This window comes from Rhodococcus sp. SORGH_AS_0301 (genome assembly GCF_030818285.1).
Classification (GTDB): Bacteria; Actinomycetota; Actinomycetes; order Mycobacteriales; family Mycobacteriaceae; genus Rhodococcoides.
In genome coordinates this window covers 909,205-933,976 of the sequence record NZ_JAUTAC010000002.1, presented here as the reverse complement: position 1 = coordinate 933,976, position 24,772 = coordinate 909,205, and the positions used below count along the sequence as shown (strand labels likewise).

Here is a 24,772-nt window from a genome sequence, read left to right as displayed (position 1 = left end):
ACTGTGGTCAGGCGGCCGTGCGGTGGCCACCGACCTGCACGTCGTGCACGACGACGTCGACACGGCTGCAGGTGAGTCCGGTCAGTGCCGTCACCGCACTGGAGACGTTGCGGCGGACGTCCGCTGCGACGTCGGCGATGGATATTCCGTAGTCCGCCACCAGATCGAGCGAGACGACTGCGGTGCGGTCGTCCACCTCGACCGACACCCCCTGTGTGTGCCTCGCCCCGTCGACGCCCACTGCGGACCGGAGTACGTCCAGCGCACGAGAACCGGCCGGTTCCAGGGCGTGGAGGCCCGGTACCTCTCGTGCGGCGATGCCGGCGACGGTGGCGACCACGGCATCCGCGACGACTGTGCGGCCGCGATCTCTGCGGTCGGTTCGGTCGTCACTGTGGTCGACGGTCGATGCGACGGACGTCCTCACGGCGTTTCCTGTCGCAGTCTGCGGGGCGTTCACTTCAGGTCCTCTCTCTGGACTGTGACGGCTCGTCACAGTCATTGAGTCGGGTCCTCACCACGAAAACGCACGTCGGAAATCAAGTGATGCGCATCACATCGGTTTGCGCGTGATCCTGCGCGGGAACAGTCACGTCGGGGAAAGTAGTTGCTTCATCAATCTTCGGGGTGGGTCACTCCGACGGCGGTTCGGGGGGAACAGTGCTCAGTCGTCCGTCGATCGCGCCCGATCCCGGCAGTCCCGACGTGGCCGGTGATGTCAGCCTCCCGTCCATCGCAGCACCGTCGGCGGACCGCGACACGTCCACTCGTCCGACGTTCGCCGCCGACCACCGCGAGCTCGGCGATCGCGCCCTCGCCGCCGCCGCGGGCATGGGCGACCGACGCGCGTTCGAGGAGATCGTGCGCCGACTCGGACCGGACATGCTGCGATACGCAACCCACCTCCTGTCCGACCGAGGCGCTGCCGAGGACATCGTCCAGGACGCGTTGGTCGACGCCTGGCGCGGACTGCGCCACTTCCGTTCCGACTCGTCGCTGCGCACCTGGTTGTTCAGCGTCGTCTCCCACAAGGTGACGGATCATCGGCGGCGCCGCAGCATCGCGCCCGTCGAGGACTGGGTGTTCGAGAGGCCGAGCCAGGACCCGAGGGACGACCCGTCGCGCACCGTGTCCGACGCCGACTTCCTGTCCGCGTTGGACGATGCCCTCGCTGAGCTACCGTATCGCCAGCGGGCCTGCTGGTTGCTCCGTGAGGTCGAGGGCATGAAGCACACCGAGATCGGCACGGTCATGGCCCTTTCCCCCGGTGCCGTCCGCGGCCACCTCACGCGTGCACGCGCCACACTCGAGACACGATTGGAGACGTGGAGATGACGTCGGGTCAGCCTGATTCGACACCGCCGCAGACGGATTCGACGCTCCGTCGAGCCGCGAGCGTGCTGCGCGACGCGCCCGTCCACGGGTGGGTGGACATCAGCGCCGCCGCCCTCTCACGCGTGCGAGCCGTCGGGGTCCGGACGTGGCCCCTCGACGCCCGCTACCCCGACGAGGGCGTCGTCGAGGGAGTGGGCGTCGACGCGGACACCCTTCGGGTCAGTGACGTCGTCGTACGTATCGCCGTCCGCAGCGCCGTCGCCGAGGTGGCGGGCACAGAGCCCGCCGACATCTCGCTCTACACCGAGGGTCACCGGTGCACGGGCGGTCTGGTGACGGTGATCGCCGCCTACGGCACGGATCTCCAGGAGGCCGGCGATCTCGTCGCGAGCCGGGCAGCTGCCGCTCTGACGGATGTCCTCGGACTTCCCTACAGCGCCGACGACATCGGCGTCGTGATCGCGGAGATCGACGCCCCCGACCAGGCGACGGCGTCTACTTCACCATCGTGAACTGGCGGACGTCGATCAGTTCACGCCGGAAGAAGTCGGCGCAGCCGGGCAGGTACCGCATGTAGGTCTGGTACATCGCCTCGCCGGCGATGGCGACGGCTTCGTCCTTCCTCGCCTCCAGCGCGGCCGACCACAGATCGAGCGTTCGAGCGTAGTGCTGTTGCAGCGACTGGGCCTTCTCCACGCGGAAGCCGGCTCGCTCGCCCTTCTCGATCACCACCTGCGGGATCGGGAGCTCGCCGCCGGGAAAGATCTCGCGGCCGATGAAGTCGGCGAAGTCCATGTCCGCCCGCGTCACGCGCGACTTCTGCCGGAACATGTCGCGGCCGAGTTGCACGATGGTGTGCAGCATCATCCGGCCGTTTCCGGGCAGGATCGAGTAGGCGCGGGCGAAGAAGTCGTCGTAGCGGGGGAAGGTGAAGTGCTCGAAGGCGCCGATGCTGACGATGCGATCGACCGGTTCGTCGAACTCCTCCCACCCCTGCAGCCGCACCTCGGTGGTGCGTCCCGTGTCGAGCCCGTTCAGCATCGCCGACACGTGCTCGTACTGGTTCCTGCTCAGGGTCAGACCGACGACGTTCACGTCGTACTTCTCCACCGCTCGCCGAAGCGTCGCGCCCCACCCGCAGCCGACATCGAGCAGACGCATGCCTGGACGGAGGTCGCACTTGGACAGCGACAGGTCGATCTTCGCGAGCTGCGCTTCCTCGAGTGTCATGTCCTCGCGCTCGAAGTACGCACAGCTGTAGGTCTGCGTCGGATCGAGGAAGAGCCTGAAGAACTCGTCCGAGAGGTCGTAGTGAGCTTGGACGTCGTCGTAGAACGGCTGAAGATCGGACACTGAGTTCCTCCACGGGTCACCGGACAACCGAGCCCCACCCGACGGTGGTGCTGCGGCGCCCGTGTTCCCGCGATCGTCGCGTCGAAACACGCCGTCAGATCCTCGATCAGGGAGTTTCGGTCGGTCCGACCGCGGTACCCGTGCCCGACCGCGTCACCGAACACCGGAGGTGACCGAAACCCGATGTGCTTGTTCCTCGCCGGCTCCTCACATCGGTGTGCCCGGCGCGGCCAGCAGGTCCCGGCACGCCAGCGCACATCGCCGACATGCGTCCGCACACGCGGCGCAGTGCTCGTGCATCCCCGCATGCCGGGCGCACTCGTCAGCACAGTCGTCGCACGCGGACGCACAGGCGATCAGCGCGGCGCGTGCCGTCTCGGACCGGGCACCGCTCCGCGTGATGATCCGGGCGGTCGCGGCACACAGGTCGGCGCAGTCCTGATCGAGTCGAATGCACGACCTGAGTCGCGCGACGGAATCCTCGGCGAGGCAGGCGTCAGCACAGACGGTGCACGCCGTCGAACAGTCGAGACACGCCTCACACAGGCCGCCACCAGTGCACGATCACCATCGAGGGGATGGGTGGCCAGTAGGTCCGTCACGGTCGTCATCGCTGCTCCTTCGTCGCACGGATCGCGTCGGTGTGGGCTACCAGCGGACCGTCGGCGGAAACGGCGCGTACGACGTCGCGTCAGCCCAGGGCGACCGGCAGCAGACCGCGGGACGTGTGGCGAGCGATCTGCTCCAACGCCGGACCCAGGCGCGGATACTCGAACTCGAAATCACTGCGCCGCAACACCTCGGGATCCACCCACCGACTCTTCAGGACCAGTTCCGGTTCGGTGCGGATGACAGCGGCGCCGGCGTGCAACAACCATGCGGGGGTCGCGACACCTCGTGACCGTCCCAGGTGACGTCGGACCTCGCGCATCATGGTGGCGTTGTCCACGGCGAACGGAGTCGCGAGGTTCACCGGTCCCGCGATGTCCTCGCGCGCGTACAGATGGTCGATGGACCGGAGCACGTCCGCGACGTGGATCCAGCTGAACATCTGTGTGCCGTCACCCATCCGGCCGCCGAGTCCGAGCCGCGCCAGATCGATGAGGGGGTTGACGGCGCCGCCACCGGCACCCAGGACGATCGCCATGCGCAGAGCGATCTTGCGGACGCCGGTGGGCGCGTCGAACAGTTCGCGCTCCCACGCGCGGGCCACCTCGACGGAGAAACCCGTCCCCACGTCCCCGTCCCGCTCCGTCATCGGCCGGTCACGAGCATCGCGGTAGATGGTTCCGGTGCTGGCGTTGAACCACACGTCCGGAGCGCGGTCCACACGCGAGAGGGCCTGGCCCAGTGCGGCCGTCGTCTCCACCCGCGAGGAGAAGATGACGTCGGCGGTACTCTTGGTGTAGCGGCAGCTCACCGAACGGCCCGCCAGATTGATCACCATGTCGGCTCCGTCGAGGACACGGGTCAACCGGTCACGGTCCGACCACGACGCGTCGTTGACGGCGCCGCGGCCCACGGATCTCACGTCGATTCCCCGGTCCCGATACGCCCTCGCGAGGTACTGCCCGATGTATCCCGTCGCTCCACAGATCACGACGGTCCGTACGTCTCTCGTCATCGCCCGCTTCCCTTCTCGGATGTCATGGTGTCCACCAGCCCGACGATGTCGCCGAGCAGTCCTCGCGCGACCGGCAGTCGGGACAGGCTGATCGTCTTCGTGACGACGGGAACGAGACCGTCGACGAGCGCGCGGGTGCGGCGTTGGTCGTCGGATCCGTCCGTGACCCAGTGCAGGGTCACACCCAGGTACGCGACCCACAGCAACGTGGGGAGACGACTCTCCAGCGATGCCGGTCCGCGCTGCTTGGACTTCTGCAGAGTCAGTCGCATGAGGTCCACGGCCATGTCTCGCGCGGCGGACGATTCGGGCGAGAAGGGACTGGAGGTCGACTGCAGGGGAAGCGCCGACTGGAGGAACGAGCCGCCGAAGCTTCGGTAAGGGTGCATCACGTCGAGACCGGCGTGCAGCACCGCCGAGAGGTTGTCCGCCAGCGAGGCGCCGTCACGGAGCAGGGGTATCGCGCGGGTCCGATGCTCGCGTTGGACGACGAGATACAGCTCGTGGACCAACTCGTCCTTGCCGGCGAAGTAGTAGTAGGCATTGCCCAGCGAGACGCCCGCCTCGGTCGCGATGCGCCGCATCGTGGTCGCCTGGAACCCGTCCTCCCGGAAGAGTCGAAGCGCCACCTCCACCAACCGCTCCCGCGTCGCCGTGTCTCGCACCATTGTCGGACTCCCGTCTTGAACGTGTTCAACAACGACCGTAGCGAAGTTGAACACGTTCAACAAGTGCCACCATGAACTCGCGACGAGAATCGAGGGGAGGGTGCGATCAGGAGATACGGCGACGACGAACCGCCGTCACGACCGCGCTGACGACGAGGATCAGCCCGAGAAACTGGAGTCCCGGTGAATCGTCGGCGCCGCCGAGAACGATCGCCGCCAGACCGAGCACCCCGAGCAGCGCGACGACGAACCATCCGTTCATGGTCGACACGCTACTCGGCCGTCCGGTTCATGACGTTTGTCATCGCTCGACCGTGACGGTGTCACCTCGACCGATGCATCCTGGCACTGCCGGTCCTGCCGCACGATCCGAAGAATTGTTCTCATGAAGCAACCAGACGAAGGAAACCTCTTCACCGACCTCATGGAGATCGGACCCGCGCCGACCCCGGCCCGCGAACTGGTGGTGGCCGTCATCTCGGTGGCCCTCATCGCGGTGCTGATCGCGATCGTCGGAGTCTCGGTGCCGACCGTGGCAGCGGCTGCCGTCGTCGCCGCGTTCCTCGCCGTCCGCGTCGCCGTCGGGCGTCGGCACTGGGGGCGAGCGTCATGACCGTCATCGAGGTGTCGGGAATGACCCGCCGCTACGGCTCCGGCAAGACAGCGTACGACGCGGTCCGCAACCTCGACCTCGACATCGCGGAGGGCGAACTGTTCGGACTGCTCGGCACCAACGGCGCCGGCAAGACGTCGAGCCTGGAAGTCATCCAGGGTCTGTCGCGTCCCAGCGAGGGCACGGTCCGCATCCTGGGACTCGACCCCGTGGCGGATCGGAGAAAGGTCCGGCCCGCCCTGGGCATCATGCTGCAGAAGGGTGGACTACCGCAGGACCTGACCGCGGCCGAGAGCCTGCGGATGTGGGCCAGCACGTGCGGCGATCCACTGCCTGTCGACGACGTCCTGGCGCGCGTCGATCTCGAAGCCCGTGCGGACACCCGAGTGAAGTTCCTGTCGGGCGGCGAGCAGCGTCGTCTCGATCTCGCCTGCGCGATCATCAGCCGACCGCGAGTCCTGTTCCTGGACGAACCGACCACCGGACTCGATCCCGAGAGTCGGCGCAACACGTGGCAGCTCATTCAGGAGCTCAAGAACTCCGGGGTGACCATCATGCTCACCACGCACTATCTCGACGAGGCGGAATCGCTGTGCGATCGGTTGGCGATCATGCACCGCGGCAGCGTCGTTCGCAGCGGAACGGTCGACGACGTGGTCGCCGGTCACCCGGCGCGCATCGAGCTGAAGGACCCGCGGACCGCACTGCCGCAACTCCCGGGAGCCGACGTCGACCGGAAGGGCGACACGGTGTCGATCACGACGAACTCGGTACAGGAGACGCTGACCGAGCTGCTCGTGTGGGCCCGCGACAGCGGCGTCACCCTGCACGGTCTCGACGCGCGAGCCGCGTCTCTCGAGACCGTGTTCCTCTCCATCGCAGACACATTCGACGACCCCGAGGTGATCACGGCATGAGTACGATGACCGCACTGTCCCGAGCGGAATTCACGCTCCTCGGACGCAACCGCGTCCTTCTCTTCAACGCTCTGGTCATGCCCCTCGTCCTGCCGATCGTCCTTCTGGTCGTCGCGGGTCGAGACGGTGGGCTCACCGACGCCGGCGTGTCGGCCGCGCTGGAAATCTTCGCCCTGTTCCTGCTGGTGTTCCTGGTCTACTACAACCTCCTGTCGGTCTACGCGACGCGTCGAGACGAGTTGGTGCTCAAACGTCTCCGCACCGGGGAGAGCACGGACGCACAGATCCTTCTCGGACCCGCGGTGCCGTCGTTCCTCCTGACACTCCTCCTCGGAGTGATCGTCGGCGTGGTCGTGGTGGTCCTCGGCGGCGGCACTCCCGTCAACGTCCTGCTCATCGCGGCGGCACTGGTCGGTGGTGCGGCGCTCTTCGCCGCACTGGCCCTCATCACGTCCGCCTTCACCCGCAACGCGGAAGCAGCACAGATCACCAGCCTGCCCGTCATCCTGCTGGCGATGCTCGGATCGTCACTCCTGCGCGACGTGGTACCCGAGTCCCTCGCCGACGTGGTGGCTCTGACACCGATGGCCGCGGTCAGCGATCTCCTGAACCTCGGGTGGTTCGGCACCACCTCGGTGGGTGATGCCGCCGGTGGCGCCGACTCGGTGGGCTTCGCGTCGACGTTCGCGGAGGCTGGTCAGCCTGCTCTCGTCATACTCGCCTGGATCGCGGGCAGCGTCCTGATCGCCCGGACCCACTTCCGCTGGGAACCGCGCTCCTGACGTCCCGCCACCGACCGTCCGATCTGCAAGGCTGGAGACCATGAGACTGCGCGATCATCTCGACCCGACACTCGGATGGCGGGGCAGCAGCGACGTCGAGAAGGTCCGCACCTACACCCGGCAGTCCTTCCAGTTCATCGTCGTCGCGGTCGCGGTGGCCTCGACGGCGGCCTCGGCGCAGGCGGGTGACGCGATCTCCACCGCCGCCGCGCTGGTGTGCGTGGTGTCTGCACTCGTTGTCCTGCACCGTATTCCCGCACTCGGTGGCGCTTCGAGTGCGGACGTCCGGGCACCGTTGTGCGTACAGATCGCAGCGGCCGCCGTGCTCGTCGTGGTGGGCGCCGCACCGAACCTCCTGTGGGTGGCCATCCTGGTGACGACACCGATCGCGGCACTGGTGGACCTGCGCTGGTCTCTCGGCGCCGCGGTGGTCGCCCCGGTGGTCGCCGCCGCATCGGGCTCGACCGCCCTCGAGATCACACTCCTGGCCTTCTGCATCGTCGCCATGGCCACCACGGTGCGCCTGTCGATGTGGTTGCTGCGCATCGTCACCGAGCTGGCCACCACCCGCGACGCCGCCGCCGCCCTGTCGGTCGCCGAGGAACGACTGCGCTTCTCCCGGGACCTGCACGACGTCGTCGGTCGCGCGCTGTCCGCCATCGCGGTCAAGAGCGAGCTCGCCGCCGCGCTGGCTCGGCGAGGAGACGACCGAGCTGCCGCGCAGATGGACGAGGTACGTGTGCTCGCCCGGGAGTCGATGACCGACGCTCGGGAGCTGGTGCGCGGCTACCGTTCCGTCGACGTCGCGGCGGAACTCCGCGGCGCCCAGTCCCTGTTGTCCGCCGCCGGTATCCGGACCGAGCTGACGGGGACGGTCGCCGACATCCCCGGCGCAGTAGCCGAACAGGCCGCGTGGGTGGTGCGGGAAGGCGTCACGAACATCCTGCGCCACTCGCGTGCCACCTACTGCCGTATCGAGTTCGGTGACGACCGGCTCCGCATCGTCAACGACCGGCCGACGTCGCCGGAACGTGCGGGCGACGGCACCGGTCTCGCCGGTCTCCGTGAGCGTCTGGCTGCGGTCGGAGGTTCCCTCACCGTCGAGGCCGGAGCCGACACCTTCACCCTCGCTGTCGAATTCGCACCGACGACGACATCCCCCACGAAGGGCACATCATGATCCGGGTACTGCTGGCAGACGACGAGAACCTCATCCGGGTGGCCCTGGGCACGATGCTCGATCTGGAGGACGACATCGAGGTCGTGGGACATGCGGACTCGGGCGAGGCGGCGGTGACCGAGGCCGCGCGGACCACCCCCGACGTCGCGGTGCTCGACCTGCAGCTCGGCGGGATCGACGGTATCGAGACGGCCCAACGCATCGCCGCGCTGCTTCCCGACTGCCGGTCGATCATCGTCACCAGCCACGGTCGGCCCGGATACCTCAAGAAGGCGCTCTCTGCCGGCGTCGGCGGATTCCTCCCGAAGACCACGTCCGCGGCGACCCTCGCCGAGGTGGTGCGCACGGTGGTGAGCGGCGGACGCTACGTCGATCCGAGCCTGGCGGCCGAGGCCATCGGCGCGGGCGATTCGCCGCTGACACCGCGCGAGTCGGACGTGCTCGAATTCGCCGCGGACGGAGCCACGATCGCCGAGATCGCCCAGCGCGCACATCTCTCACCGGGAACGGCACGCAACTATCTCTCGGCCGCCGCGGCCAAACTGGGCGCCGCCAATCGCCACGAGGCATGCGCGATCGCCCGGCGCCACGGGTGGATCTAGACCCGATCAGTGATGCGGAGGCTCGCCGGTCACGGTGTGGTCGGCGAAGTTGAGACCCTCTCGCACCAGCCGGGCCAGGTGGCCGTCGGCGAGTCGGTAGATGACGTTGCGGCCGCTGCGTTCGGTCTCGACCATTCCGACGAAGCGCAGCTTCGCCAGATGCTGACTCACCGCGGTGCGGGACGCGCCGGTCTCCTCCGTGAGAGCCGTGACGTCGGCTGGGCCGTGGCTCAGCGTCCAGAGCAGGTGCAGCCGAGTGGGATCAGACAGCATGCGGAACGTGTCGCCGGCGGCCTCGAGACGCGCGCGGTCCGGGCGGTCGGCGTGGTCGAGACTCGCGTGAGCCCGCTTCTCGTCCGATGCCGTCATATCGCCGCTTCCGTCTACTCGGTCGGTGGCGCGCCCACCGTCGATGCCGGAGTCCAGAGCCGACCGGCACCCAGCGCGGCAAGTGTAGCGAGGACGGCGATGATCGACGCGGCGACGACCTGGCTCACCTCGGCGCCCACCCAGCCCGCCACCGGATAGGTGAGCAGGAAGCACGCATGAGACAGCGAGAACTGCGCCGTGAAGAGCTCGTCCCGGTCACCGTCGTCGGAGTCTCGGGTGATGACGCGAGCAGACGGGGTGGAGATCATCGACGTTCCGGCGCCCAGCACGGCCCAGACGACGGCGAGTGACGCCCAGCCCGCGGCACCGTTCGGACGGAGAGCGGCGAGCGCGACAGCACCCGTCGTCCCGAGAGAGACGACCACACCACCGGCGAGCATCAGCCGACGGTCGTCGACGACTGTGAGAATGCGGGGAACTGCGAACGCCACCATCATCGACCCGCCGCCGAAGACGCCGAGGGCCACGGCCAGGGCGCTGGCCGGCCCACCCACGATGTCGCGCACGTAGACGACGCTGTTGACGATCACCAACGACGTTCCGGCCGCGACGACGAGGTTCAGTGCGAGCAGCCCCCGAAGCGACGGACGGCCACCGAAGCGGCGCACTCCGGCCACGAGTCGGTCACCGAACGACCGAGCCCCGTTCGGGGCGGACCGGAGCTCTCTGTCCGGAATTCGGGTGTTCACCACGAGGACGGCCGACAGCGCGAAACCTACTGCTGTGCCGACGAACAGCGAGTGATACGACACGACGGTGAGCAGCGCCGCGGCGAGCATCGGACTCACCAGCGACTCGAGGTCGTAGGCGAGCCGGGACAGCGAGAGCGCGCGGGTGTACTGATCGTCGCGGGAGATCACCGCGGGAACGACGGCCTGGAAGGTCGGCGTGAAGGTGGCCGAGGCCGCCTGCAGGACGAACACGAGCACGTACACCTGCCACACCTGCGTCACGAACGGCAGCAGTACCGCGATCAGGAGCCGTACGACGTCTGCGGACACCAGCACGGTCAGGCGTGGCAGACGGCCGGTGAGCACGGACATGACCGGAGCCACCCCGACGTAGGCGACCATCTTGACGGCCAGCGCCGTACCGAGGACAGCGCCGGCGGAACTACCGGCGATGTCGTAGGCCAGAAGTCCCAGCGCCACGGTGAGCAGACCGGTGCCGACCAGTGCCACCACCTGTGCGGTGAAGAGCCTGCGAAACGCCGGGACCGCGAGAACGGACTCGGATCGAACCTGCAGAACACCCATGCCGACGACCATACCCATGTGTGCGCACGTGCGCACACATGGGTGTTCGGTGGCCTCTAGGCTGGTCCGATGTTCTTCCTCTTCGGATACGGCACGAAACGGTCCTCGCTCGGCGCCGGCAGCACCCGGACGTGCCCCCGCTGCCACAACACCACTCAGTGGGAGCGGATGCGGCAGTACACGCAGCTCAGCGTCTTCTTCATCCCCGTCGCACGCTGGAAGCGGCGCGTGCTCGAGGTGTGCGGAATCTGCGGGACCGCGACCGAGGTGTGAGTCACGCCCGGTGGCGAGCGAACAGATCCGCGGCGGCGGCGTCGAACTCGGCGGCGTCGAGCCCGCTCGCCAGCGCGCGCCGCACCAGTTCGGCGTGCGTCTCCCCCGCCAGACCGCTGATCGGCTGGTCGAGGTCGAGGTTCGACGGGAACGCGTAGCCCTCGGCCGACGCCGCGATCACGTTGGCGACGTCCCGCTCACGACCCTCCGCCGCCCAGTCCACCAGCGTCGGATACAGGGCGGACACGATCGTCTGCCGGTCGACGCTGTCGAGCGCGCGGCCGAACGGCGAGGAGATCTGCAGCAGGTTCGCCATCCTGAAAATGTCGGTCGAGGTGTTGTGCCCTGCCGCGTGGAACAGCGCCGGATTGAAGAACACGGCGTCGCCCTCCCGAAGCGGAAGCTGAACGTGGTTGTCGGCGAAGTACTCCCGGAACTCGGGGAGGTTGAAGGCGATGTAGCCGGCCTCGAACTTCTGTGAGTGCGGCAGATACATCGTCGGGCCGCTCTCGATCGGCATGTCGCAGTGCGCCACCGCTCCCTGCAGTGTCAGCGCCGGTGACAGGCGGTGGATGTGCGCCCGGAACGCCGCGGCCGTGTCGGTCGACATGAACCCGAGGTGGTAGTCACGATGCGGATTCTGGGCGGCGCCACCGGGATTGACGACGTTGATGGCGGACGTGACCTGATACATCGGCCCGAGCCACGCCTCCGCCACCAGCGCCAGGAGGTCGTTGGCGTAGTACCGAGCGAACTGCTCGGGCTCGGCGACCGCCAACTTCTGCAGGGCCGACCAGATGCGATCGTTCGCTCCCGGCTTCGCGAAGTGGTCACCGTTGCTCACACCGCTCTCGCGCTGGCCACGAATGACGTCCCGGTACGTGCGGGTGGTCTCCGCGACCGCGTGGTCGGCCGTGAAGGCACCGCGGAACACCACGATGCCGGGGCCGTTCAGGAGTGCATTCGCCAGTTCGTCCTGGATGTCGGCGCGCACCTGGTCGTCGGTCGCCCGCCGCGCGAGCTCCGGTCCGTCGTACACGAGCACGTTCTGCACCACGTCGGACGCGTGGGGGTGGTCGGCGAGCTGGGTGCTCTCGGACACCAGTGCCCGGAACTCCTCGATGTCGCAGTCGGCCGCGCGGAGGCGATCCGCGCGGTGCGAGTGGCTGCTGATGTTGCTGGTCATACCTGCTCCTCGGTCCCGATGGCCGTTGTCGTCATGGTCGAGCCTGCCGGGCGCGGACACCTCGAGACAAGGCTTCGAACCCTCAGTTTCCCCTCGAGGCGGGACCCGCTCGCGCGATCAGGGCATGTTGAACGGGGTGACGATGCGGATGGGCGACGAGGATCCGCGGACCGCGGTCGAGGCATCACGCGCGTGCAGCACCATCCGACACGCACGCTGGGCGTCCGCGCGCATGTCGTGCTCGAGCACCGCGCTGATCTGTCGGCGATACAGCAGGTCCCGGTTGTCCGCATCGAGGTCGTGCGCGACGAACACCCGGCAGGGTCGATCCAGCGTCCGGAAGGCCCGCACGATGGCCGAGTTCCCGCCGCCACACGAGTAGACGGCGGAGATGGTGGGGTGCCGATCGAGGGCGTCGAGAACCAGCGATTCCACGCGATCGTCGAGCCCGTCGTTCTCCGCGATCTCGACGACCGTCCGCACAGGTCCGGGTAGTCGTCGCAGCGCGGTGCGAAAGCCCATCTCCCGCTCCTCCTCGCCGTGGAACGCGTTGCTGCTCAGCGTGATCAGGACGTCACCCTGGTGATCGGCCATCATCGTGGTGATCAGATACGCGGCCGTCTCCCCCGCTGCACGATTGTCCATACCCACGTACCCGGACCGTCGGCTCCCCGGAATGTCGGTCACGTAGGTCACCACGGGAATCCCGGCGGCCACGAGGCGATCGACCGCGGCGGCGACGTCCGGTACGGCAGGCGCCTTCAGAATGACGCCCTGAGATCCGCTGCCCGACAGCCTGTTCAGCCGCGCGACCACCGCCTCGGCGGTGGCGCTCTCCTGCAGATGAAACCGTGCGCGCACCGTGGCGGGTTCGAGACTCGGCAATTCGGCCTCGACCGCACGCTTGAAGGTCTTCGAGAAACGATCGGGCGCAGACATGACGACATCGAGCATGTATTTGCGTCCACTGAACCGCAGTTGTTCTCGCTGGCCGTCGAGATCGGCGATCGCCCGCGCCACCATCTCCCGTGTCGACGGGCGGACACCGGGGCGATCGTTGAGCACACGGTCGACCGTGGCCTCGCTCAACTCCGCTTGTTGCGCGATCTCTCTGACCCGGTAACGATGCGCCACTGCTGCTCCTGAGGTGACGACGGCACTGCGCCGCGCGACTGCCCGATCAGCGACACGCTATCAAGTCCGACGTGGTCCTCTGGGCTGTCGGGGCCGTCGGTCGGGAGTGCCCGGGCCGAGCGGAATCTCCTCGAAACGGTCGAGCAACGCCGCCGCCTCGCACTCGCGCGCCGTCGACCGGGCCGCACGAACGTCGACCGCATCGACGGGCTCGCCGCGGGACACCGCGATGCGAGCGGCGAGGAGCACACTCTCGGCCTCCCACATCCGATAGCCGCGAGCGGCGTGCGCGGCGCGGGCACGCCGGACGTGAGCGTGCGCGTCGTCCCACCGTCCGAGTGCCGCGCAGAGGTCGGCGAGATGGTGGTGAACGACTCCGAGGACACCGGGAGTCAGCAGGACGGTGTGATCGGCGTAGGGAGCCAGCAGTGCGAGCGCGTCCTCGCACACCGCGGTGGATGCCGTCGCCGCGGCCGCGCGCGCCGCCAGGACGACGGTGATGAGCCACAAGGTGTCGACGGAGAGCGCCGCCAGTCTGCCGTTCTCGAACCACTGCACCAGGGATCGGGCGCCGTCCGTGTCGCCGCTGTCCACGGCGGACAACGCGAAGGCTGCTCGATAGGCGGGGAGAGCCTCGAAGAGTGGCTCCATGTCCCGCTTCATCGCCGCGAACTCGCCGAGCCCGTCTCGGAACATCCCGAGCAGGAAGACGGCATTCATCTCCCGGCCCCACGTGTGCCGCCCCATCGGCGCCGGCGGCGGGCGGCGAACGTCGCCCTCGAGAACCTCTGCGGCACGGCGCAACTCACCCGTCGTGACGAGAAGTCCGACCCGCATGCACTGCACCGTCCAGAGTGCCTCCTCGTCCAGCGCGAGCCGCGTGGCCGACACGGCGTCGAGAGCCGCGGCGGCCTCGCGCGGCTCGCCGGACTCGATGTGCGCCCGCGCCATGGTGACGGCGAGCGACGGATCGAGGTGCCCCGGTCCGAGGTCCACCAGTCGCACCAGCTCGGCGAGCGCCTCGGCCCGCTGCTGCCGGAAGCGAGGCAGCCGCAGGCCGGTGAGAACGGCGCGCAGAGCGTGGGCGAGGGCGTCGTCGTCTCCTGCACCGCGCGCCATGTCGGCCGCGCGCGCGAGGTCTGCAGCACGACCCGACCATCCGGTCGAGGTCCATGCCAGTTCCTCCACCATCTGGGTCAGGAGCTCGGAGGCAGCTCCGGAAGCACCGCGCCCCGCCCTCTCGAGAGCATCGAGCCCTGTCCGCAGGTGCTCCGTCCGCCTCGGGTCGGGTTCGTAGAGCTGGAACAGGGCGATGCCGTCGATGACGTCCGCGGTGAGCGCGTCCAGCAGCAGATCGAGATCGCCCAGTCGGCGCGCCATCTCGGCGGCGTCCAGCAGGGTCGCGCCGTAGCCGCGGTCCAGTGCACGCCGCTGCGAACGCCCCTGCCGGATGAACAGTTCGCATCGTGCGCGGGTGTCGCCCCCGGGAACGCTGCGCTCAGACGCCCTCTGAAAGAACTCGGCGGCGTCCTCGTACGCCGCGACGGCGTAGGACCTCTCGCCCGCACGACGGAGATACTCCGCTGCCGCCGACCGGTCGGCGTCGAGCGCTCGTTCGAGGTGACCTGCGGTCCTGGCGAGCTCGTCGACGGTGGACGTGGCCCCCGAGCCGATGAGTGCGGCCGCGACGGCAGAATGCGCCGCTGCGCGATCGGCCCCGGACAGCGTGGCGTCGACGACGTCGACGATCAGCGCGTGGCGTAGGTGCAGGACGTCCTGCGCTCGTTCCTCGATCACCAGACCGGCGGCGGCCAGTTCGTCGAGCGCCCGAGCGAAGGAACGGTCGTCGCGGGTGGCGAGCGCGGTGCGCACGACGACGCGCGTGGCGCTGACTCCCGCGACAGCACACAGCGTCACGATCTCCCGCGCGGACGGAGTCAGGCGGTGAAGGACCCACAGCACGGCGTCCGCCAGGGACGCCGGTGACGGTCCGTCCGGCTCGCGCCGATGCGCGTCGAACACGGCCTCGAGGAAGATCGGTGATCCGGATGTCCAGCCGTGCAACCAGATCGGGTCCAAGGTGCTGCCGCGCCGGCGCGTCCAGTCCTGCACGTCCTCGAGGGTGAGGGCCGGGATCGATACCGTGTGCACCGAGGACGGTGGTAGGGCCGACCGCAGGTCCGCCGCAGGACCGTCGAGCTGCGCTCCGCGCATCGTCACGACCACACAGAGGCGATGGCGCCCCGCCGCGTGTACGAGGAATCGCAGCACGGAGAGCGTGGCCTGCGACGCCCACTGCAGATCGTCGATCGCGAACACCGTCACCCGACGACGGGTGGGACCGGTCAACCACCGTTCCATCGCCGACGAGAGCATCGCGCGATGATCCGCGTCGGGTCCCTCGGCCGACCACCGATCCGTGTCGACCCACCCGGTCGTCAGCATCTCGCGGACGGCGGAGGCGGCGGGAGCATCGTCGTTCCGGTCGTTCTCGCGCCCGAGTGCGTCGATGAACGGTTCGAACGGGACGACCGTGTCCATGCTGCACCGCCCGTAGAGCACGTCGGCGCCGGCGGAGTCGGCACGGTTCAGCGCCGCGGTCACCACCGTCGACTTGCCGACGCCGGCGTCGCCGGAGACGACGACGAGCTGACCGGCCCCACCCGCGGCCGCCTCGACGGCCGACGCGATGACGTCGAGTTCCCTGGTACGTCCCACGAGCAAGGGCGAATCGCTCGGAGGAGTGGCCCCGACGCGGTCCACCTCCGCTCGTCGAGCCGGGACGACGACCATCTGCGACGACGACGGTGTCGTCACCTCGATCGCGTCGGGATCTCGGAGCAACTCGACGAACACTCGCTGGGTCTCCGCGGACATCTCCACGCCGAGTTCGGTGGCCAGCACGGTGCGGCACCGCTCGGCGACACCGAGGGCGCGAGCGCGGTTTCCCAGGGCGTCGTGCGCACGCATGGCGACCCGGTAGGCGGCCTCGCAGAAAGGGTCCGAGTCGAGCAGCTCCTGCGCTCGGGCCAGCGCGTGCTCGTGGCGACCGAGTTCGAGCGAGGCGGCGGCGTCCACCTCCAGTGCACGAAGACGGATGCGGCCGAACACGGTGCGAACCTCGTCGGCCCAGGTTCCGTGCAGGCCGTCCAGAGGTGGAGCGTCGAGCAGGCCGAGCAACTCACCGGCGCGATCGGCACGCGCATCCGCCGAGTGGTGATCGGGATCCAGGTGCCGACGCGCCAGGTCCAGATCCACGATCACCGCGGGGCCGAGCGTCAGTGTCACCGCTCCTGATCGACTGGACACGGTGGTGCCCGCCAGCGCTGCACTCGTCGCCAGCAGCTCGCGGACCTTGGACAGGACGCTCCGAACGGCCGACGACCAGGTGGTGGGTCGATCGGTCGACCAGATCACCGAGGCGAGCTCGCCGTACACCACACCGCGTCCGTGATTCATCGCCAGATACGAGAACACCGTCGCACACCGAGGTCCGCCGAAGGCCCGGACGTCGACGACGCCCGCGTCGCTCTCCACCCGCGGCGATCCGATGAGCCGGATCACGGCACGAGAAGGAAGCGACACAGTTGTAAGTTATCCCGGGTCGGCGGGAACCTTACGTCTGATGGCGCCTCCAGAACAGATGGTGCACGACACCGCTCGCGCTGGGAACGACCTCGTGCTCGAAGCGATCGTTCAGATCGTCCGCGGACTCCCACAGCGCCAGGCCCGGTCCGAGATCGACGGGTGCGACCGCGACGTGCAGCGTGTCGACGAGGTCGGCGTCGAGGAACTCCCGGACCGTGGTGACACCGCCACCGATCCGGACGTCTCGACCGTTCGCCGCAGCCTTCGCCTGCGTCAGGACATCGGACGGGCCGGCATCGACGAAATGGAACGTGGTGTCGGACAGGGTGAGGGACGGCCGCACATGATGCGTCATCACGAAGACCGGCGTGTGGAACGGCGGCTCGTCACCCCACCATCCCTGCCATTCGTGATCGGTCCACGGTCCGCGTTGTGGGCCGAACTTGTTGCGCCCCATGATCTCGGCACCGATGTTGTTGGCGAAGTCCCGAGCGAAGTAGTCGTCGAGGCCGCGCGTACCGCCGGATCCGGGGCGTCCCGGCATGCTCGCGGTGCCGAGATACCACGACATGAGCTCACGATGGTCCAGGCCGAACGGGTTCTCGAGGCTCTGCTCGACGCCGGCGGCCACCCCGTCGCGGGACACGGTGAAGTTCTGCACTCTCGACAACTGCGTCATGTCTGCTCCCGACTCGAGGAAGGTGGTCGGTGATCAGACTCGCACGGCGTCACGGCCGGTCATCGCGGACTCGACGAGATTGCTCTTGTCGAGCGGCGTCTCTGCGCGCACCGCGTCGGACCATGCGGTCGTCGTGGCCACCGCCGCGAAGTTCGAGTGCAGCAGCGTCATGAGCGTCGTGTGCACGACCTTCGCGGACGCGGTTCCCGCCGCGTTGGAGAGGTCGATCGCACCGGACGCGTCCGACAGGATCTCTGCCGCGAAGCCGAGACCTTCGGCCTCGACGGCAGTCGCGAGGTCACAGTTGTTGGTCATGAAGCCGACGATCGTGATCGTGTCGACGTCTCGGGCCCGAAGCTGTTCGGCCACGTCCGTTCCCGCGAAGACGCTGCCGTACTGCTTCTGCACGCGTGTGACGCCCGCAGGCAGCGCCGACTCGATGTCCTGGTGCAGGGCGTAGCCGTCGGTGCCCGGGGCGAAGACCGGTGCACCCTCGGGCATGCTGTGCTGTACCGCGATGACGGGAATTCCTGCGTTGACGGCCGTTTCGATGGCCGACACGATGTTGGTGAGCGACTCGACGCGAGGCGGGTAGGCGATCTCGAGGGGCCCCGAGAAGTACTCCTGCTGCACATCGACGACGATCAGTGCCCGGCGTGGTGTCATGTCTCCTCTTTCCTGACGGTGTGTGACGTGGTCTGCCCGACCGGGCCGACCCACCACCTCAGTGTTCTCCCGCCTTCGGTCGCAGAACAGTGGCACGTATGCACGCTTACGATGGATTCGAGCCAACTCGAGTTCTGTATCGGAGGAGTCACCCGTGCGTATCGCGATCTACGCGTTCGACGACGTCACCATGTTCCACCTCGCCGCCCCGCTCATGGTGTTCGGCGAGGTGCAGCGGCTGGGTCTGGCATCCGACTGGGAGACGACGCTGTGGTCGGACTCGCCCGGCAGCATCAGGACCTCCGAGGGATACGTGCTCGGTGACGTGGTGGGTCCAGATGTCACCACCACGGCCGACATCGTGATCGTGCCGTCCTGGCACACGTCGCTCCCGCGTCTCGGCGACACCGTCGGACACGCTGTCCGCGAGGCACACTCGCGCGGCGCCGTGATCGTCGGCCTGTGTCTGGGCGCCTTCGCCGTGGCCGATGCGGGCCTCCTGGAAGGACGCTCCGTCGTGACGCACTGGGCTGCACTCGCCGACCTCGCGGAGCGCAGCGACGGCAGCACCGTGGACCCGTCCGTTCTCTACATCGATCACGGCGACGTCGTCACCTCGGCAGGAACCGTCTCCTCGATCGACGCGTGTCTGCACCTCGTCCGAAAACATCTGGGCGCCGCCGCCGCCACTCGGGTCGCGCGGCAGCTGGTGATCGCACCGCACCGCGAGGGTGGGCAGGCGCAGTACATCGAACGGCCTCTCGGCGAACCTGCCGCCGACACGACCATCGCCGATGTCCAGGAGTGGATCCTCGGCCATCTCGACGAGGAGTTGTCGATCGACCGCCTGGCCGATCATGCGCGCATGAGCCGCCGCAGCTTCGTTCGTCACTTTGCGCGCTCGACGGGCGCGACGCCCGCGCGGTGGGTTCTCGAACGTCGGCTCGACGAGAGCCGGCGGCTGCTCGAGACGACGGACTGGTCCATCGACGCCGTGGCGTCCGCGTGCGGATTCGGTAGCCCGGTGACGTTTCGTCAACGCTTCGCCGTCTCCTTCTCGACCACGCCGTCGGAGTACCGCCGCCACTTCACCTCACGCGATCGGGCGCACCTCCCGGCCTGACCGGAAGGTCCGATCGGGCCGGAAGGATGGTGGACTGCGTCGACCTCGAGGGGGTGATGGCGGTCATCTGCTGGTGGCTGCGCCACACCCCGACCGCGGTGACTCGCAGCAGACGTCGCCCCTCCATGCATTTCTGCCCTCACGCACCGCAAGAACCGAGATGACAAGAGCAGCAACGGGATCGGCCCACGACCATCCGAGAGTCGCATGCAGCGCCAGCCCGACGAGGACGACGGCCGACAGGTACGTGCACAGAAGGGTCTGCTTCGAATCGGCCACCGCCGTGGCAGAACCGAGTTCGCGACCGGCTCGTCGCTGGGCCCACGACAGCATCGGCATGACCACGACGCTCACCGCCGTGACCACGATTCCGACCGTCGACGGTTCGGGGTCACGCGAACCCAGCAACGATGCCACCGCGTCGACCGCGACATAGGCCGCGAGCGCGAAGAAGGAGAAGGCGATGACCCTGAGCGTGATCGCCTCGCGCGCACGGGGGTCGCGCGCCGAGAACTGCCATGCCACCGCCGCGGCCGAGGACACCTCGATGACGGAGTCCAACCCGAACCCGATGAGCGCGGTCGACGAGACCCGGACACCCTCTGTGACGGCCACAGCGGCTTCCACGATGTTGTAGGCGATGGTGGCCGCGATGAGCCACCGGACGCGTCGAGTCACCACCTGCCGTCGCGACAGCGTGTCGGCGTTCGTGTCCATCAGCAACACCCGTCCTCGGCGCTGGCGGCGCACAGCGAGGGGTCCACTGCGAGAACCACGGTCATCAATTCTCCCAGCGCCGCGCCGACGGTGGCGTCCGCCAATTCGTACCGTGATCGCCGTCCGTCCGGCACCGCGACGACGAGACCGCAGCCACGAAGGCAGGCGAGGTGGTTGGACAGCTTCTGTCGACTCACCTCGAGTTCGTCCGCCAACTCAGCGGGATACCGGGGTCCGTCACGAAGCGCGAGCAACACGCGTGTCCGAGTCTCGTCGGACAGAGCCTGGCCGAAACGAGCCAGTGCGGCCACCGGGGTGAGAACGTCCATGGCGACACAGTACAGCTGATTCTGAATTCATGGATTGCTGATCAGTGATTCCCTCGCTTAGTGTCGACGCATGACCGACTGGGCGAACAGCCCCGCCGCACAGTGGTGGGACAGACACCAGATCGGCCTGTATCTCGCGGCACTGGCCGTCGGAGCCGTTGCCGGGCTGACCTTCCCGCAGACCGCCCCGACCTTCGAACACGCCATCGATCCGGTACTCGTCGCCCTGCTCTACGCGACGTTCCTGGCAGTCCCGTTCGCGGAGATCGGTCGATCCCTCCGCGATGTCCGCTTCCTCGCAGCCGTCGCGGTCCTCAACTTCGTGGTGGTCCCGGTGGTCGTCCTCGCCCTCACGCGGGTCGTCGCGGACGAGAGTGCGGTACTCGTGGGCATCGTGCTCGTCCTGCTGGCTCCGTGTATCGACTATGTCATCGTGTTCAGTGGGCTCGCGGGTGCCGCGTCGACGCGGCTTCTCGCTGCCGCTCCCTTGCTGATGCTGCTGCAGGTCGCCTTGCTTCCCCTCTGGCTGTGGGTGTTCGCCGGATCCGAGACGGTGGCCGTCATCGACGTGGCACCGTTCGTGGAGGCCTTCATCCTGCTCATCGTCGTCCCTCTGACGGTGGCCGCACTGACGCAAGCACTCGCCCGACGGCATCGGGTCGGCCTGCAGCTGATGGACGTGATGGCCGCCGCGATGGTGCCCCTCATGATGGCGACGCTCGCGGTGGTCGTCGCGTCGCAGATCGATTCGGTCCGAGGCGAGTTCGACCGACTCATCGTCGCGGCCCTCGTCTTCGTCGCGTTTCTCGTGGTCATGGCACCGGCCGGCATCGGCGTGGGTCGGGTGTTCGGTCAGGACGTGCCGTCGACACGGGCACTCGTCTTCTCGGGTGCGACTCGTAACTCTCTCGTCGTTCTCCCCCTTGCCCTCGCCCTTCCGCCGGCACTCGACCTCGCTGCCATCGTGGTGGTGACACAGACACTGGTCGAGCTGCTCGGCATGGTGGTCTACGTGCGACTGGTTCCGAGGCTCGTACCCGCCGCGCGAACCTGATGCCGTGTGTGATGGTGGACGTATGACAGATCGCCCGTGGTTCGAACGACCTGCTGTGGAGAAAGCGGGCACGACGTTCTTCCTGGTGTTCTTCGCCGCGCTCGTCCTCCCCGACGCGGTCTCCGAGCTCGTCTCGGCGCCGTCGTGGTGGCATGTCGCGAAAGCAGCAGCGTGCGTCGTCCTCGTCGCCAACGCCGGTACGGCTCTCGTCAGGGCGTGGTTCCTCGGTGGCAGCGCCCGGTCGACGAGGCGAACGCCTGCCCTCGATTAAGCCGAGGTTCCGCGTGCTGACGTCGATACTGCCGTGGCGTCGGCGCCGTCCAGAGTGATGGCAGTGAAAGCACTGAGGGAGACGCACCCCGGGCTGGGGCTACGCGAGGCATCGCTGTTGGTGGACGCCGCGCGGCGTCCGCCCACAGACGGGCCATGAGGAGCCGCCGTACGAACCGATCGGTACGTTGAGGAGATCCGCCACGTGAGGAGAAGCAGATGACCGTGATCCCGGCCGTCGCGCTCGTCGTCATCGGCAGCACTCTTGCTGCAGTGGGTGCCGAGGTCACGGCTCGGGAGAACCCGCGAGTCGTTGTGTCGCTCACACATGAGAACACCGCGACTCGGATCACGACGAGAATTCGCCTGCTTCGCGCGTTCGGCGTCTTCGCGCTGATGCTCGGCAGCTTCTACCTCGGACCGGCGTTGTGGCCACACTCCTTCGCGGGACCCATCGCGCTGAGCGCGGCCGTGCTGACGATGGGCTACTTTCTTCCCCACGTCGTCATCACACGCCGCCACAATTCGGCCGTCGAGGGTCGGGTGACCTCGTGATCGCGGCAGCACTCGTCCTCGTCGTCGCTGCGGCGCTGCGCATCTGGACCGATTTCCAGGTGTCCGCCGTGAATGTCGGCCACACGTCCTCGCCCTCTACGTTCCGAGCGTGGTCATCACCACCACTCACAATCGTCATCACGCAACGCGCGCAACCGGACCCTGACGGTCGCGGTCACAGCGCGGTGGGGTCCCGGACCGGCCAGCCGATCTCCGTCACCAGTTCACCCTCGAAGACGACGCCTCGCGGATAGCGCTCACGCACGGGTCCTTCTCGTCCGATGCCGTGCTCTGCGACATGGGTGCCGAGCGCAGAGTACGTCTCGTCGATCCGGGCGTCCGGACCGTCGTGCAGCGCCACGGCGAAGTGGCCTCCGGCAACCGTCACCACGTCGAGAGCGCACCGAGCGGCACGCGCCGCGTCGACGGGGTACCACAATGATGCGGAGCCCGTCTCGTCCGCGAACAGTTCCTTGTCGAAGTCGGCCCCGAGCGGCCCGACAGCCTCGATCCCAGCACTACTCAGGCGCTCGATCAGGGTGTGGTGCGCGGTATTCCACCAGTCCGCGACGCCGGACAGCGTCACGGTGCCGCTGACGGCCACGGCGACGATCGGGGGGTCGGTCCGCATCTCGATCGACGGCGACGTCGTCGACTCGTTCACCAGTGCACGGAGAGACGACACCGCGTCGTGCGTCCGCCGCAATTCCGACTCCAGGCGATCGAGGTGCTGCGTGAGCACACTGCGCCGAACACTGTCGTTCTCGGCGGTGACGTAGGACCGCACATCAGGAAGCGGCATGTCGAGGTCGCGCAGTCGCTTGATCACTTGTGCACTCGCGACCTGGGAGACGTCGTAATAGCGGTACCCGCTCGACGGATCGACGTCGACCGGTGCCAGGAGGCCAGCATCGTGATAGAGCCGCAACGCTTTTCGCGTCAGTCTCGTCATCGTCGAGAACTCGCCGATGGTCACCCGCGCCGCCACGGACCCAGTCTCTCATCCACCGATGGTCAACCGTGCGATCACGCCGTCGGCGAGCTCGAATCGGTAGACGAGGTCGGCCACCCCACCGGGGAAGTTCCCGGCGATACGAACCGAGACTCGATGATTCCTCGCATCGACGAGCTCGGACCCCGTCACAGTCGTGGTGTAGGTGTAGCGGCCGGCCACGGTCTCACGCCACGCGCGGATCTCGTCGCGGCCCCGATAGGTGTGGCCTTCGTCCGTCACAGTTCCGTCCGGAGCAAAGCATGACGTGAGTGAGTCGCTGTCGTCGCGGTCGGCGGCGTCGAGGTAGCGGAGAACGACGTCGGGAGCATCTGTGGTGGTCATGCGTCGAGAATCAGCCCTGCCCCGAGGTGAAGGTCAAGTGGTGGCCGGACCACACACACTCCCGGGTGCCTCACAGCTGGCGTGCAGGCCGCTCCCCGGAACCTCACGAAGTATCGACTCCACACCGAAACGCACACCGCGACAACCGAGGAGCCACCGCAATGAGCACCGTTCCGGAACCCACCCCCACACCCGACGGGCCCACCTACGCCGGGCGCCCACTCCCCCGGCCCGACGATGACGTCGTCGATCAGGGAGTCGGTTTCGACATCGCCACTCTCGTCACACGCCGCAGAGTCCTCAGCGTCGTCGGCGCCGGAGCCGGAGCACTGGCCCTGGCCGCGTGCTCGGGGTCGTCCGACACCGCGAGCACCACGACCGCCACCGCTGTCGCCACCGCCGCAGTCGCCACGAACGAGATCCCCGATGAGACCAACGGCCCCTACCCGGCCGACGGAAGCAACGGCGTCAACGTCCTCGAGGAATCGGGAATCGTCCGCGCCGACGTCACCTCGAGCCTGGACGGCGGCACCGTCGCCGCCGGAGTCCCGTTGTCGATGACCTTCACCGTCACCGACCTCGCGAACGACAACAACCCCTTCACCGGCGCCGCCGTCTACCTGTGGCACTGCGACGCAGCCGGCAAGTACTCGATGTACTCCGACGGCATCGAGGACGAAACATATCTGCGCGGCGTCCAGGTCGCCGATGCCGCCGGCGTCGTGACATTCACGACCATCGTCCCGGCCTGCTACTCCGGCCGCTGGACGCACATCCACTTCGAGGTCTACCCGGACGTCGCCTCCGCCACCACCGCCGACAACGCGATAGCCACCTCCCAGGTCGCCTTCCCCCAGGACATGCTCGACGCCGTCTACCAGCTGGACACCTACGCCGGGTCGACCGAGAACCTCGCGCAGATCGGCAGTCTCGACAACGACAACGTGTTCGGCGACGGACACAGCCTCGAGATGGGCACCTTCACCGGCGACCCCACCTCCGGCTACGTCGGATCACTGGCCGTCGCCGTCGACACCACCACCGAACCCGCCGCCGGCGCAGCACCCGCAGGGGGCGGGCCCGGCGGCGGCGGACAACCTCCCATGGGCGGCGGGACCCCTCCCGCCGCACCGTCCAACTGA

General features: G+C 68.1%; 29 protein-coding genes. 13 read left to right on the top strand and 16 right to left on the bottom strand.

Features of this window, described 5'->3' with window-relative positions:
- Nucleotides 1-7 precede the first annotated feature (7 nt).
- Complete coding sequence (locus QE397_RS05035; RefSeq protein ID WP_222630003.1) at nucleotides 8-427, bottom strand: Asp23/Gls24 family envelope stress response protein; 420 nt, start codon at nucleotides 425-427, stop codon at nucleotides 8-10.
- 233 nt (nucleotides 428-660) lie between these two features.
- Here QE397_RS05035 and QE397_RS05030 point away from each other — a divergent pair, with 233 nt between their 5' ends.
- Both QE397_RS05030 and QE397_RS05025 read left to right on the top strand, forming a co-directional pair.
- Nucleotides 661-1,335, top strand: coding sequence for an RNA polymerase sigma factor (locus QE397_RS05030; RefSeq protein ID WP_231476307.1), 675 nt, complete (start codon nucleotides 661-663; stop codon nucleotides 1,333-1,335).
- The gene (locus tag QE397_RS05025) at nucleotides 1,326-1,847 is read left to right on the top strand and encodes a hypothetical protein (protein WP_307092138.1); all 522 of its coding nucleotides are present in this window, start codon (nucleotides 1,326-1,328) and stop codon (nucleotides 1,845-1,847) included. Before QE397_RS05030 ends, QE397_RS05025 begins: the two co-directional genes overlap by 10 nt.
- On the opposite strand, the gene QE397_RS05020 is transcribed toward QE397_RS05025, so the two are convergent.
- The 4 genes from QE397_RS05020 to QE397_RS05005 all read right to left on the bottom strand — a co-directional run bounded on the left by QE397_RS05020 (nucleotide 1,831) and on the right by QE397_RS05005 (nucleotide 5,242).
- Nucleotides 1,831-2,688: a cyclopropane mycolic acid synthase family methyltransferase gene (locus QE397_RS05020; RefSeq protein WP_307092137.1), complete on the bottom strand. Its 858-nt coding sequence runs from the start codon at nucleotides 2,686-2,688 to the stop codon at nucleotides 1,831-1,833. The genes QE397_RS05025 and QE397_RS05020 overlap by 17 nt on opposite strands.
- A gap of 691 nt (nucleotides 2,689-3,379) precedes the next feature.
- Nucleotides 3,380-4,312 (bottom strand): TIGR01777 family oxidoreductase, encoded by a 933-nt coding sequence (locus tag QE397_RS05015; protein ID WP_056448653.1) that lies wholly within the window; start codon nucleotides 4,310-4,312, stop codon nucleotides 3,380-3,382.
- Nucleotides 4,309-4,980 carry a TetR family transcriptional regulator gene (locus tag QE397_RS05010; RefSeq protein ID WP_222629975.1) on the bottom strand — a complete coding sequence of 224 codons (672 nt, stop codon included), beginning with the start codon at nucleotides 4,978-4,980 and terminating at the stop codon, nucleotides 4,309-4,311. The genes QE397_RS05015 and QE397_RS05010 overlap by 4 nt, the downstream gene beginning before the upstream one ends.
- Nucleotides 4,981-5,086: 106 nt before the next feature.
- On the bottom strand, nucleotides 5,087-5,242 hold the full coding sequence (locus QE397_RS05005) for a hypothetical protein (RefSeq protein WP_197027779.1): 156 nt from the start codon (nucleotides 5,240-5,242) through the stop codon (nucleotides 5,087-5,089).
- Between the two features lie 123 nt (nucleotides 5,243-5,365).
- Between QE397_RS05005 and QE397_RS05000 the strand changes: the two genes are divergently transcribed.
- Genes QE397_RS05000 through QE397_RS04980 form a run of 5 tightly spaced genes read left to right on the top strand, consistent with a single transcriptional unit; the run spans nucleotide 5,366 to nucleotide 9,074 of the window.
- Nucleotides 5,366-5,593, top strand: a complete 228-nt coding sequence (locus QE397_RS05000; RefSeq protein ID WP_056448660.1) for a hypothetical protein — start codon at nucleotides 5,366-5,368, stop codon at nucleotides 5,591-5,593.
- Entirely contained in the window at nucleotides 5,590-6,510 is a 921-nt protein-coding gene (locus QE397_RS04995) for an ABC transporter ATP-binding protein (RefSeq protein ID WP_307092134.1), read from the top strand. Before QE397_RS05000 ends, QE397_RS04995 begins: the two co-directional genes overlap by 4 nt.
- The gene (locus QE397_RS04990) at nucleotides 6,507-7,292 is read left to right on the top strand and encodes an ABC transporter permease (RefSeq protein WP_307092132.1); all 786 of its coding nucleotides are present in this window, start codon (nucleotides 6,507-6,509) and stop codon (nucleotides 7,290-7,292) included. The genes QE397_RS04995 and QE397_RS04990 overlap by 4 nt, the downstream gene beginning before the upstream one ends.
- A gap of 40 nt (nucleotides 7,293-7,332) precedes the next feature.
- Nucleotides 7,333-8,472, top strand: a complete 1,140-nt coding sequence (locus tag QE397_RS04985) for a sensor histidine kinase (protein ID WP_307092130.1) — start codon at nucleotides 7,333-7,335, stop codon at nucleotides 8,470-8,472.
- Nucleotides 8,469-9,074 (top strand): response regulator transcription factor, encoded by a 606-nt coding sequence (locus QE397_RS04980; protein WP_027505579.1) that lies wholly within the window; start codon nucleotides 8,469-8,471, stop codon nucleotides 9,072-9,074. The genes QE397_RS04985 and QE397_RS04980 overlap by 4 nt, the downstream gene beginning before the upstream one ends.
- 6 nt (nucleotides 9,075-9,080) lie before the next feature.
- Here QE397_RS04980 and QE397_RS04975 read toward each other — a convergent pair whose 3' ends face one another.
- Complete coding sequence (locus QE397_RS04975; RefSeq protein ID WP_027505578.1) at nucleotides 9,081-9,443, bottom strand: metalloregulator ArsR/SmtB family transcription factor; 363 nt, start codon at nucleotides 9,441-9,443, stop codon at nucleotides 9,081-9,083.
- Between the two features lie 14 nt (nucleotides 9,444-9,457).
- Complete coding sequence (locus QE397_RS04970) at nucleotides 9,458-10,720, bottom strand: MFS transporter (protein WP_307092127.1); 1,263 nt, start codon at nucleotides 10,718-10,720, stop codon at nucleotides 9,458-9,460.
- Between the two features lie 69 nt (nucleotides 10,721-10,789).
- Between QE397_RS04970 and QE397_RS04965 the strand changes: the two genes are divergently transcribed.
- The gene (locus tag QE397_RS04965) at nucleotides 10,790-10,993 is read left to right on the top strand and encodes a zinc-ribbon domain-containing protein (RefSeq protein WP_027505576.1); all 204 of its coding nucleotides are present in this window, start codon (nucleotides 10,790-10,792) and stop codon (nucleotides 10,991-10,993) included.
- A 1-nt stretch (nucleotide 10,994) separates the two neighbouring features.
- Here QE397_RS04965 and QE397_RS04960 read toward each other — a convergent pair whose 3' ends face one another.
- The 5 genes from QE397_RS04960 to QE397_RS04940 all read right to left on the bottom strand — a co-directional run bounded on the left by QE397_RS04960 (nucleotide 10,995) and on the right by QE397_RS04940 (nucleotide 18,246).
- On the bottom strand, nucleotides 10,995-12,179 hold the full coding sequence (locus QE397_RS04960) for a phytanoyl-CoA dioxygenase family protein (RefSeq protein WP_222638502.1): 1,185 nt from the start codon (nucleotides 12,177-12,179) through the stop codon (nucleotides 10,995-10,997).
- 117 nt (nucleotides 12,180-12,296) lie between these two features.
- On the bottom strand, nucleotides 12,297-13,313 hold the full coding sequence (locus QE397_RS04955) for a LacI family DNA-binding transcriptional regulator (protein ID WP_307092122.1): 1,017 nt from the start codon (nucleotides 13,311-13,313) through the stop codon (nucleotides 12,297-12,299).
- A gap of 60 nt (nucleotides 13,314-13,373) precedes the next feature.
- Nucleotides 13,374-16,898 carry an AAA family ATPase gene (locus QE397_RS04950; protein WP_307092120.1) on the bottom strand — a complete coding sequence of 1,175 codons (3,525 nt, stop codon included), beginning with the start codon at nucleotides 16,896-16,898 and terminating at the stop codon, nucleotides 13,374-13,376.
- A gap of 31 nt (nucleotides 16,899-16,929) precedes the next feature.
- Nucleotides 16,930-17,580 (bottom strand): dihydrofolate reductase family protein, encoded by a 651-nt coding sequence (locus QE397_RS04945; RefSeq protein WP_222649414.1) that lies wholly within the window; start codon nucleotides 17,578-17,580, stop codon nucleotides 16,930-16,932.
- A 33-nt stretch (nucleotides 17,581-17,613) separates the two neighbouring features.
- Complete coding sequence (locus QE397_RS04940; RefSeq protein ID WP_307092118.1) at nucleotides 17,614-18,246, bottom strand: isochorismatase family protein; 633 nt, start codon at nucleotides 18,244-18,246, stop codon at nucleotides 17,614-17,616.
- Between the two features lie 154 nt (nucleotides 18,247-18,400).
- Here QE397_RS04940 and QE397_RS04935 point away from each other — a divergent pair, with 154 nt between their 5' ends.
- Nucleotides 18,401-19,369, top strand: a complete 969-nt coding sequence (locus QE397_RS04935) for a GlxA family transcriptional regulator (RefSeq protein WP_307092116.1) — start codon at nucleotides 18,401-18,403, stop codon at nucleotides 19,367-19,369.
- Nucleotides 19,370-19,432: 63 nt separating this feature from the next.
- Here QE397_RS04935 and QE397_RS04930 read toward each other — a convergent pair whose 3' ends face one another.
- Entirely contained in the window at nucleotides 19,433-20,086 is a 654-nt protein-coding gene (locus tag QE397_RS04930) for a cation transporter (RefSeq protein ID WP_307092114.1), read from the bottom strand.
- Entirely contained in the window at nucleotides 20,086-20,415 is a 330-nt protein-coding gene (locus QE397_RS04925) for a helix-turn-helix transcriptional regulator (protein ID WP_027505568.1), read from the bottom strand. The genes QE397_RS04930 and QE397_RS04925 overlap by 1 nt, the downstream gene beginning before the upstream one ends.
- Nucleotides 20,416-20,485: 70 nt before the next feature.
- On the opposite strand from QE397_RS04925, the gene QE397_RS04920 reads away from it, so the two are divergent.
- From QE397_RS04920 to QE397_RS04910, 3 genes are all read left to right on the top strand, one after another.
- Nucleotides 20,486-21,469, top strand: a complete 984-nt coding sequence (locus QE397_RS04920) for a bile acid:sodium symporter (protein WP_307092111.1) — start codon at nucleotides 20,486-20,488, stop codon at nucleotides 21,467-21,469.
- 22 nt (nucleotides 21,470-21,491) lie between these two features.
- Nucleotides 21,492-21,740: a hypothetical protein gene (locus QE397_RS04915; protein ID WP_307092109.1), complete on the top strand. Its 249-nt coding sequence runs from the start codon at nucleotides 21,492-21,494 to the stop codon at nucleotides 21,738-21,740.
- Nucleotides 21,741-21,958: 218 nt separating this feature from the next.
- Nucleotides 21,959-22,294: a hypothetical protein gene (locus QE397_RS04910; RefSeq protein ID WP_307092107.1), complete on the top strand. Its 336-nt coding sequence runs from the start codon at nucleotides 21,959-21,961 to the stop codon at nucleotides 22,292-22,294.
- A gap of 175 nt (nucleotides 22,295-22,469) precedes the next feature.
- On the opposite strand, the gene QE397_RS04905 is transcribed toward QE397_RS04910, so the two are convergent.
- Complete coding sequence (locus QE397_RS04905) at nucleotides 22,470-23,282, bottom strand: MerR family transcriptional regulator (RefSeq protein ID WP_307092105.1); 813 nt, start codon at nucleotides 23,280-23,282, stop codon at nucleotides 22,470-22,472.
- A 12-nt stretch (nucleotides 23,283-23,294) separates the two neighbouring features.
- Nucleotides 23,295-23,630, bottom strand: a complete 336-nt coding sequence (locus QE397_RS04900) for a nuclear transport factor 2 family protein (RefSeq protein ID WP_307092104.1) — start codon at nucleotides 23,628-23,630, stop codon at nucleotides 23,295-23,297.
- Nucleotides 23,631-23,791: 161 nt separating this feature from the next.
- On the opposite strand from QE397_RS04900, the gene QE397_RS04895 reads away from it, so the two are divergent.
- The gene (locus tag QE397_RS04895) at nucleotides 23,792-24,772 is read left to right on the top strand and encodes an intradiol ring-cleavage dioxygenase (RefSeq protein WP_307092102.1); all 981 of its coding nucleotides are present in this window, start codon (nucleotides 23,792-23,794) and stop codon (nucleotides 24,770-24,772) included.

Excerpts from the sequence above, each read along its gene's own strand:
- QE397_RS05015 (WP_056448653.1), bottom strand. The coding sequence starts at position 4,312 with ATGACGAGAGACGTACGGACCGTCGTGATCTGTGGAGCGACGGGATAC.
- QE397_RS05010 (WP_222629975.1), bottom strand. The coding sequence starts at position 4,980 with ATGGTGCGAGACACGGCGACGCGGGAGCGGTTGGTGGAGGTGGCGCTT.
- QE397_RS05005 (WP_197027779.1), bottom strand. The coding sequence starts at position 5,242 with ATGAACGGATGGTTCGTCGTCGCGCTGCTCGGGGTGCTCGGTCTGGCG.
- QE397_RS05000 (WP_056448660.1), top strand. The coding sequence starts at position 5,366 with ATGAAGCAACCAGACGAAGGAAACCTCTTCACCGACCTCATGGAGATC.
- QE397_RS04995 (WP_307092134.1), top strand. The coding sequence starts at position 5,590 with ATGACCGTCATCGAGGTGTCGGGAATGACCCGCCGCTACGGCTCCGGC.
- QE397_RS04990 (WP_307092132.1), top strand. The coding sequence starts at position 6,507 with ATGAGTACGATGACCGCACTGTCCCGAGCGGAATTCACGCTCCTCGGA.
- QE397_RS04985 (WP_307092130.1), top strand. The coding sequence starts at position 7,333 with ATGAGACTGCGCGATCATCTCGACCCGACACTCGGATGGCGGGGCAGC.
- QE397_RS04980 (WP_027505579.1), top strand. The coding sequence starts at position 8,469 with ATGATCCGGGTACTGCTGGCAGACGACGAGAACCTCATCCGGGTGGCC.
- QE397_RS04975 (WP_027505578.1), bottom strand. The coding sequence starts at position 9,443 with ATGACGGCATCGGACGAGAAGCGGGCTCACGCGAGTCTCGACCACGCC.
- QE397_RS04970 (WP_307092127.1), bottom strand. The coding sequence starts at position 10,720 with ATGGGTGTTCTGCAGGTTCGATCCGAGTCCGTTCTCGCGGTCCCGGCG.
- QE397_RS04965 (WP_027505576.1), top strand. The coding sequence starts at position 10,790 with ATGTTCTTCCTCTTCGGATACGGCACGAAACGGTCCTCGCTCGGCGCC.
- QE397_RS04960 (WP_222638502.1), bottom strand. The coding sequence starts at position 12,179 with ATGACCAGCAACATCAGCAGCCACTCGCACCGCGCGGATCGCCTCCGC.
- QE397_RS04945 (WP_222649414.1), bottom strand. The coding sequence starts at position 17,580 with ATGACGCAGTTGTCGAGAGTGCAGAACTTCACCGTGTCCCGCGACGGG.
- QE397_RS04940 (WP_307092118.1), bottom strand. The coding sequence starts at position 18,246 with ATGACACCACGCCGGGCACTGATCGTCGTCGATGTGCAGCAGGAGTAC.
- QE397_RS04930 (WP_307092114.1), bottom strand. The coding sequence starts at position 20,086 with ATGGACACGAACGCCGACACGCTGTCGCGACGGCAGGTGGTGACTCGA.
- QE397_RS04925 (WP_027505568.1), bottom strand. The coding sequence starts at position 20,415 with ATGGACGTTCTCACCCCGGTGGCCGCACTGGCTCGTTTCGGCCAGGCT.
- QE397_RS04920 (WP_307092111.1), top strand. The coding sequence starts at position 20,486 with ATGACCGACTGGGCGAACAGCCCCGCCGCACAGTGGTGGGACAGACAC.
- QE397_RS04915 (WP_307092109.1), top strand. The coding sequence starts at position 21,492 with ATGACAGATCGCCCGTGGTTCGAACGACCTGCTGTGGAGAAAGCGGGC.
- QE397_RS04910 (WP_307092107.1), top strand. The coding sequence starts at position 21,959 with ATGACCGTGATCCCGGCCGTCGCGCTCGTCGTCATCGGCAGCACTCTT.
- QE397_RS04900 (WP_307092104.1), bottom strand. The coding sequence starts at position 23,630 with ATGACCACCACAGATGCTCCCGACGTCGTTCTCCGCTACCTCGACGCC.
- QE397_RS04895 (WP_307092102.1), top strand. The coding sequence starts at position 23,792 with ATGAGCACCGTTCCGGAACCCACCCCCACACCCGACGGGCCCACCTAC.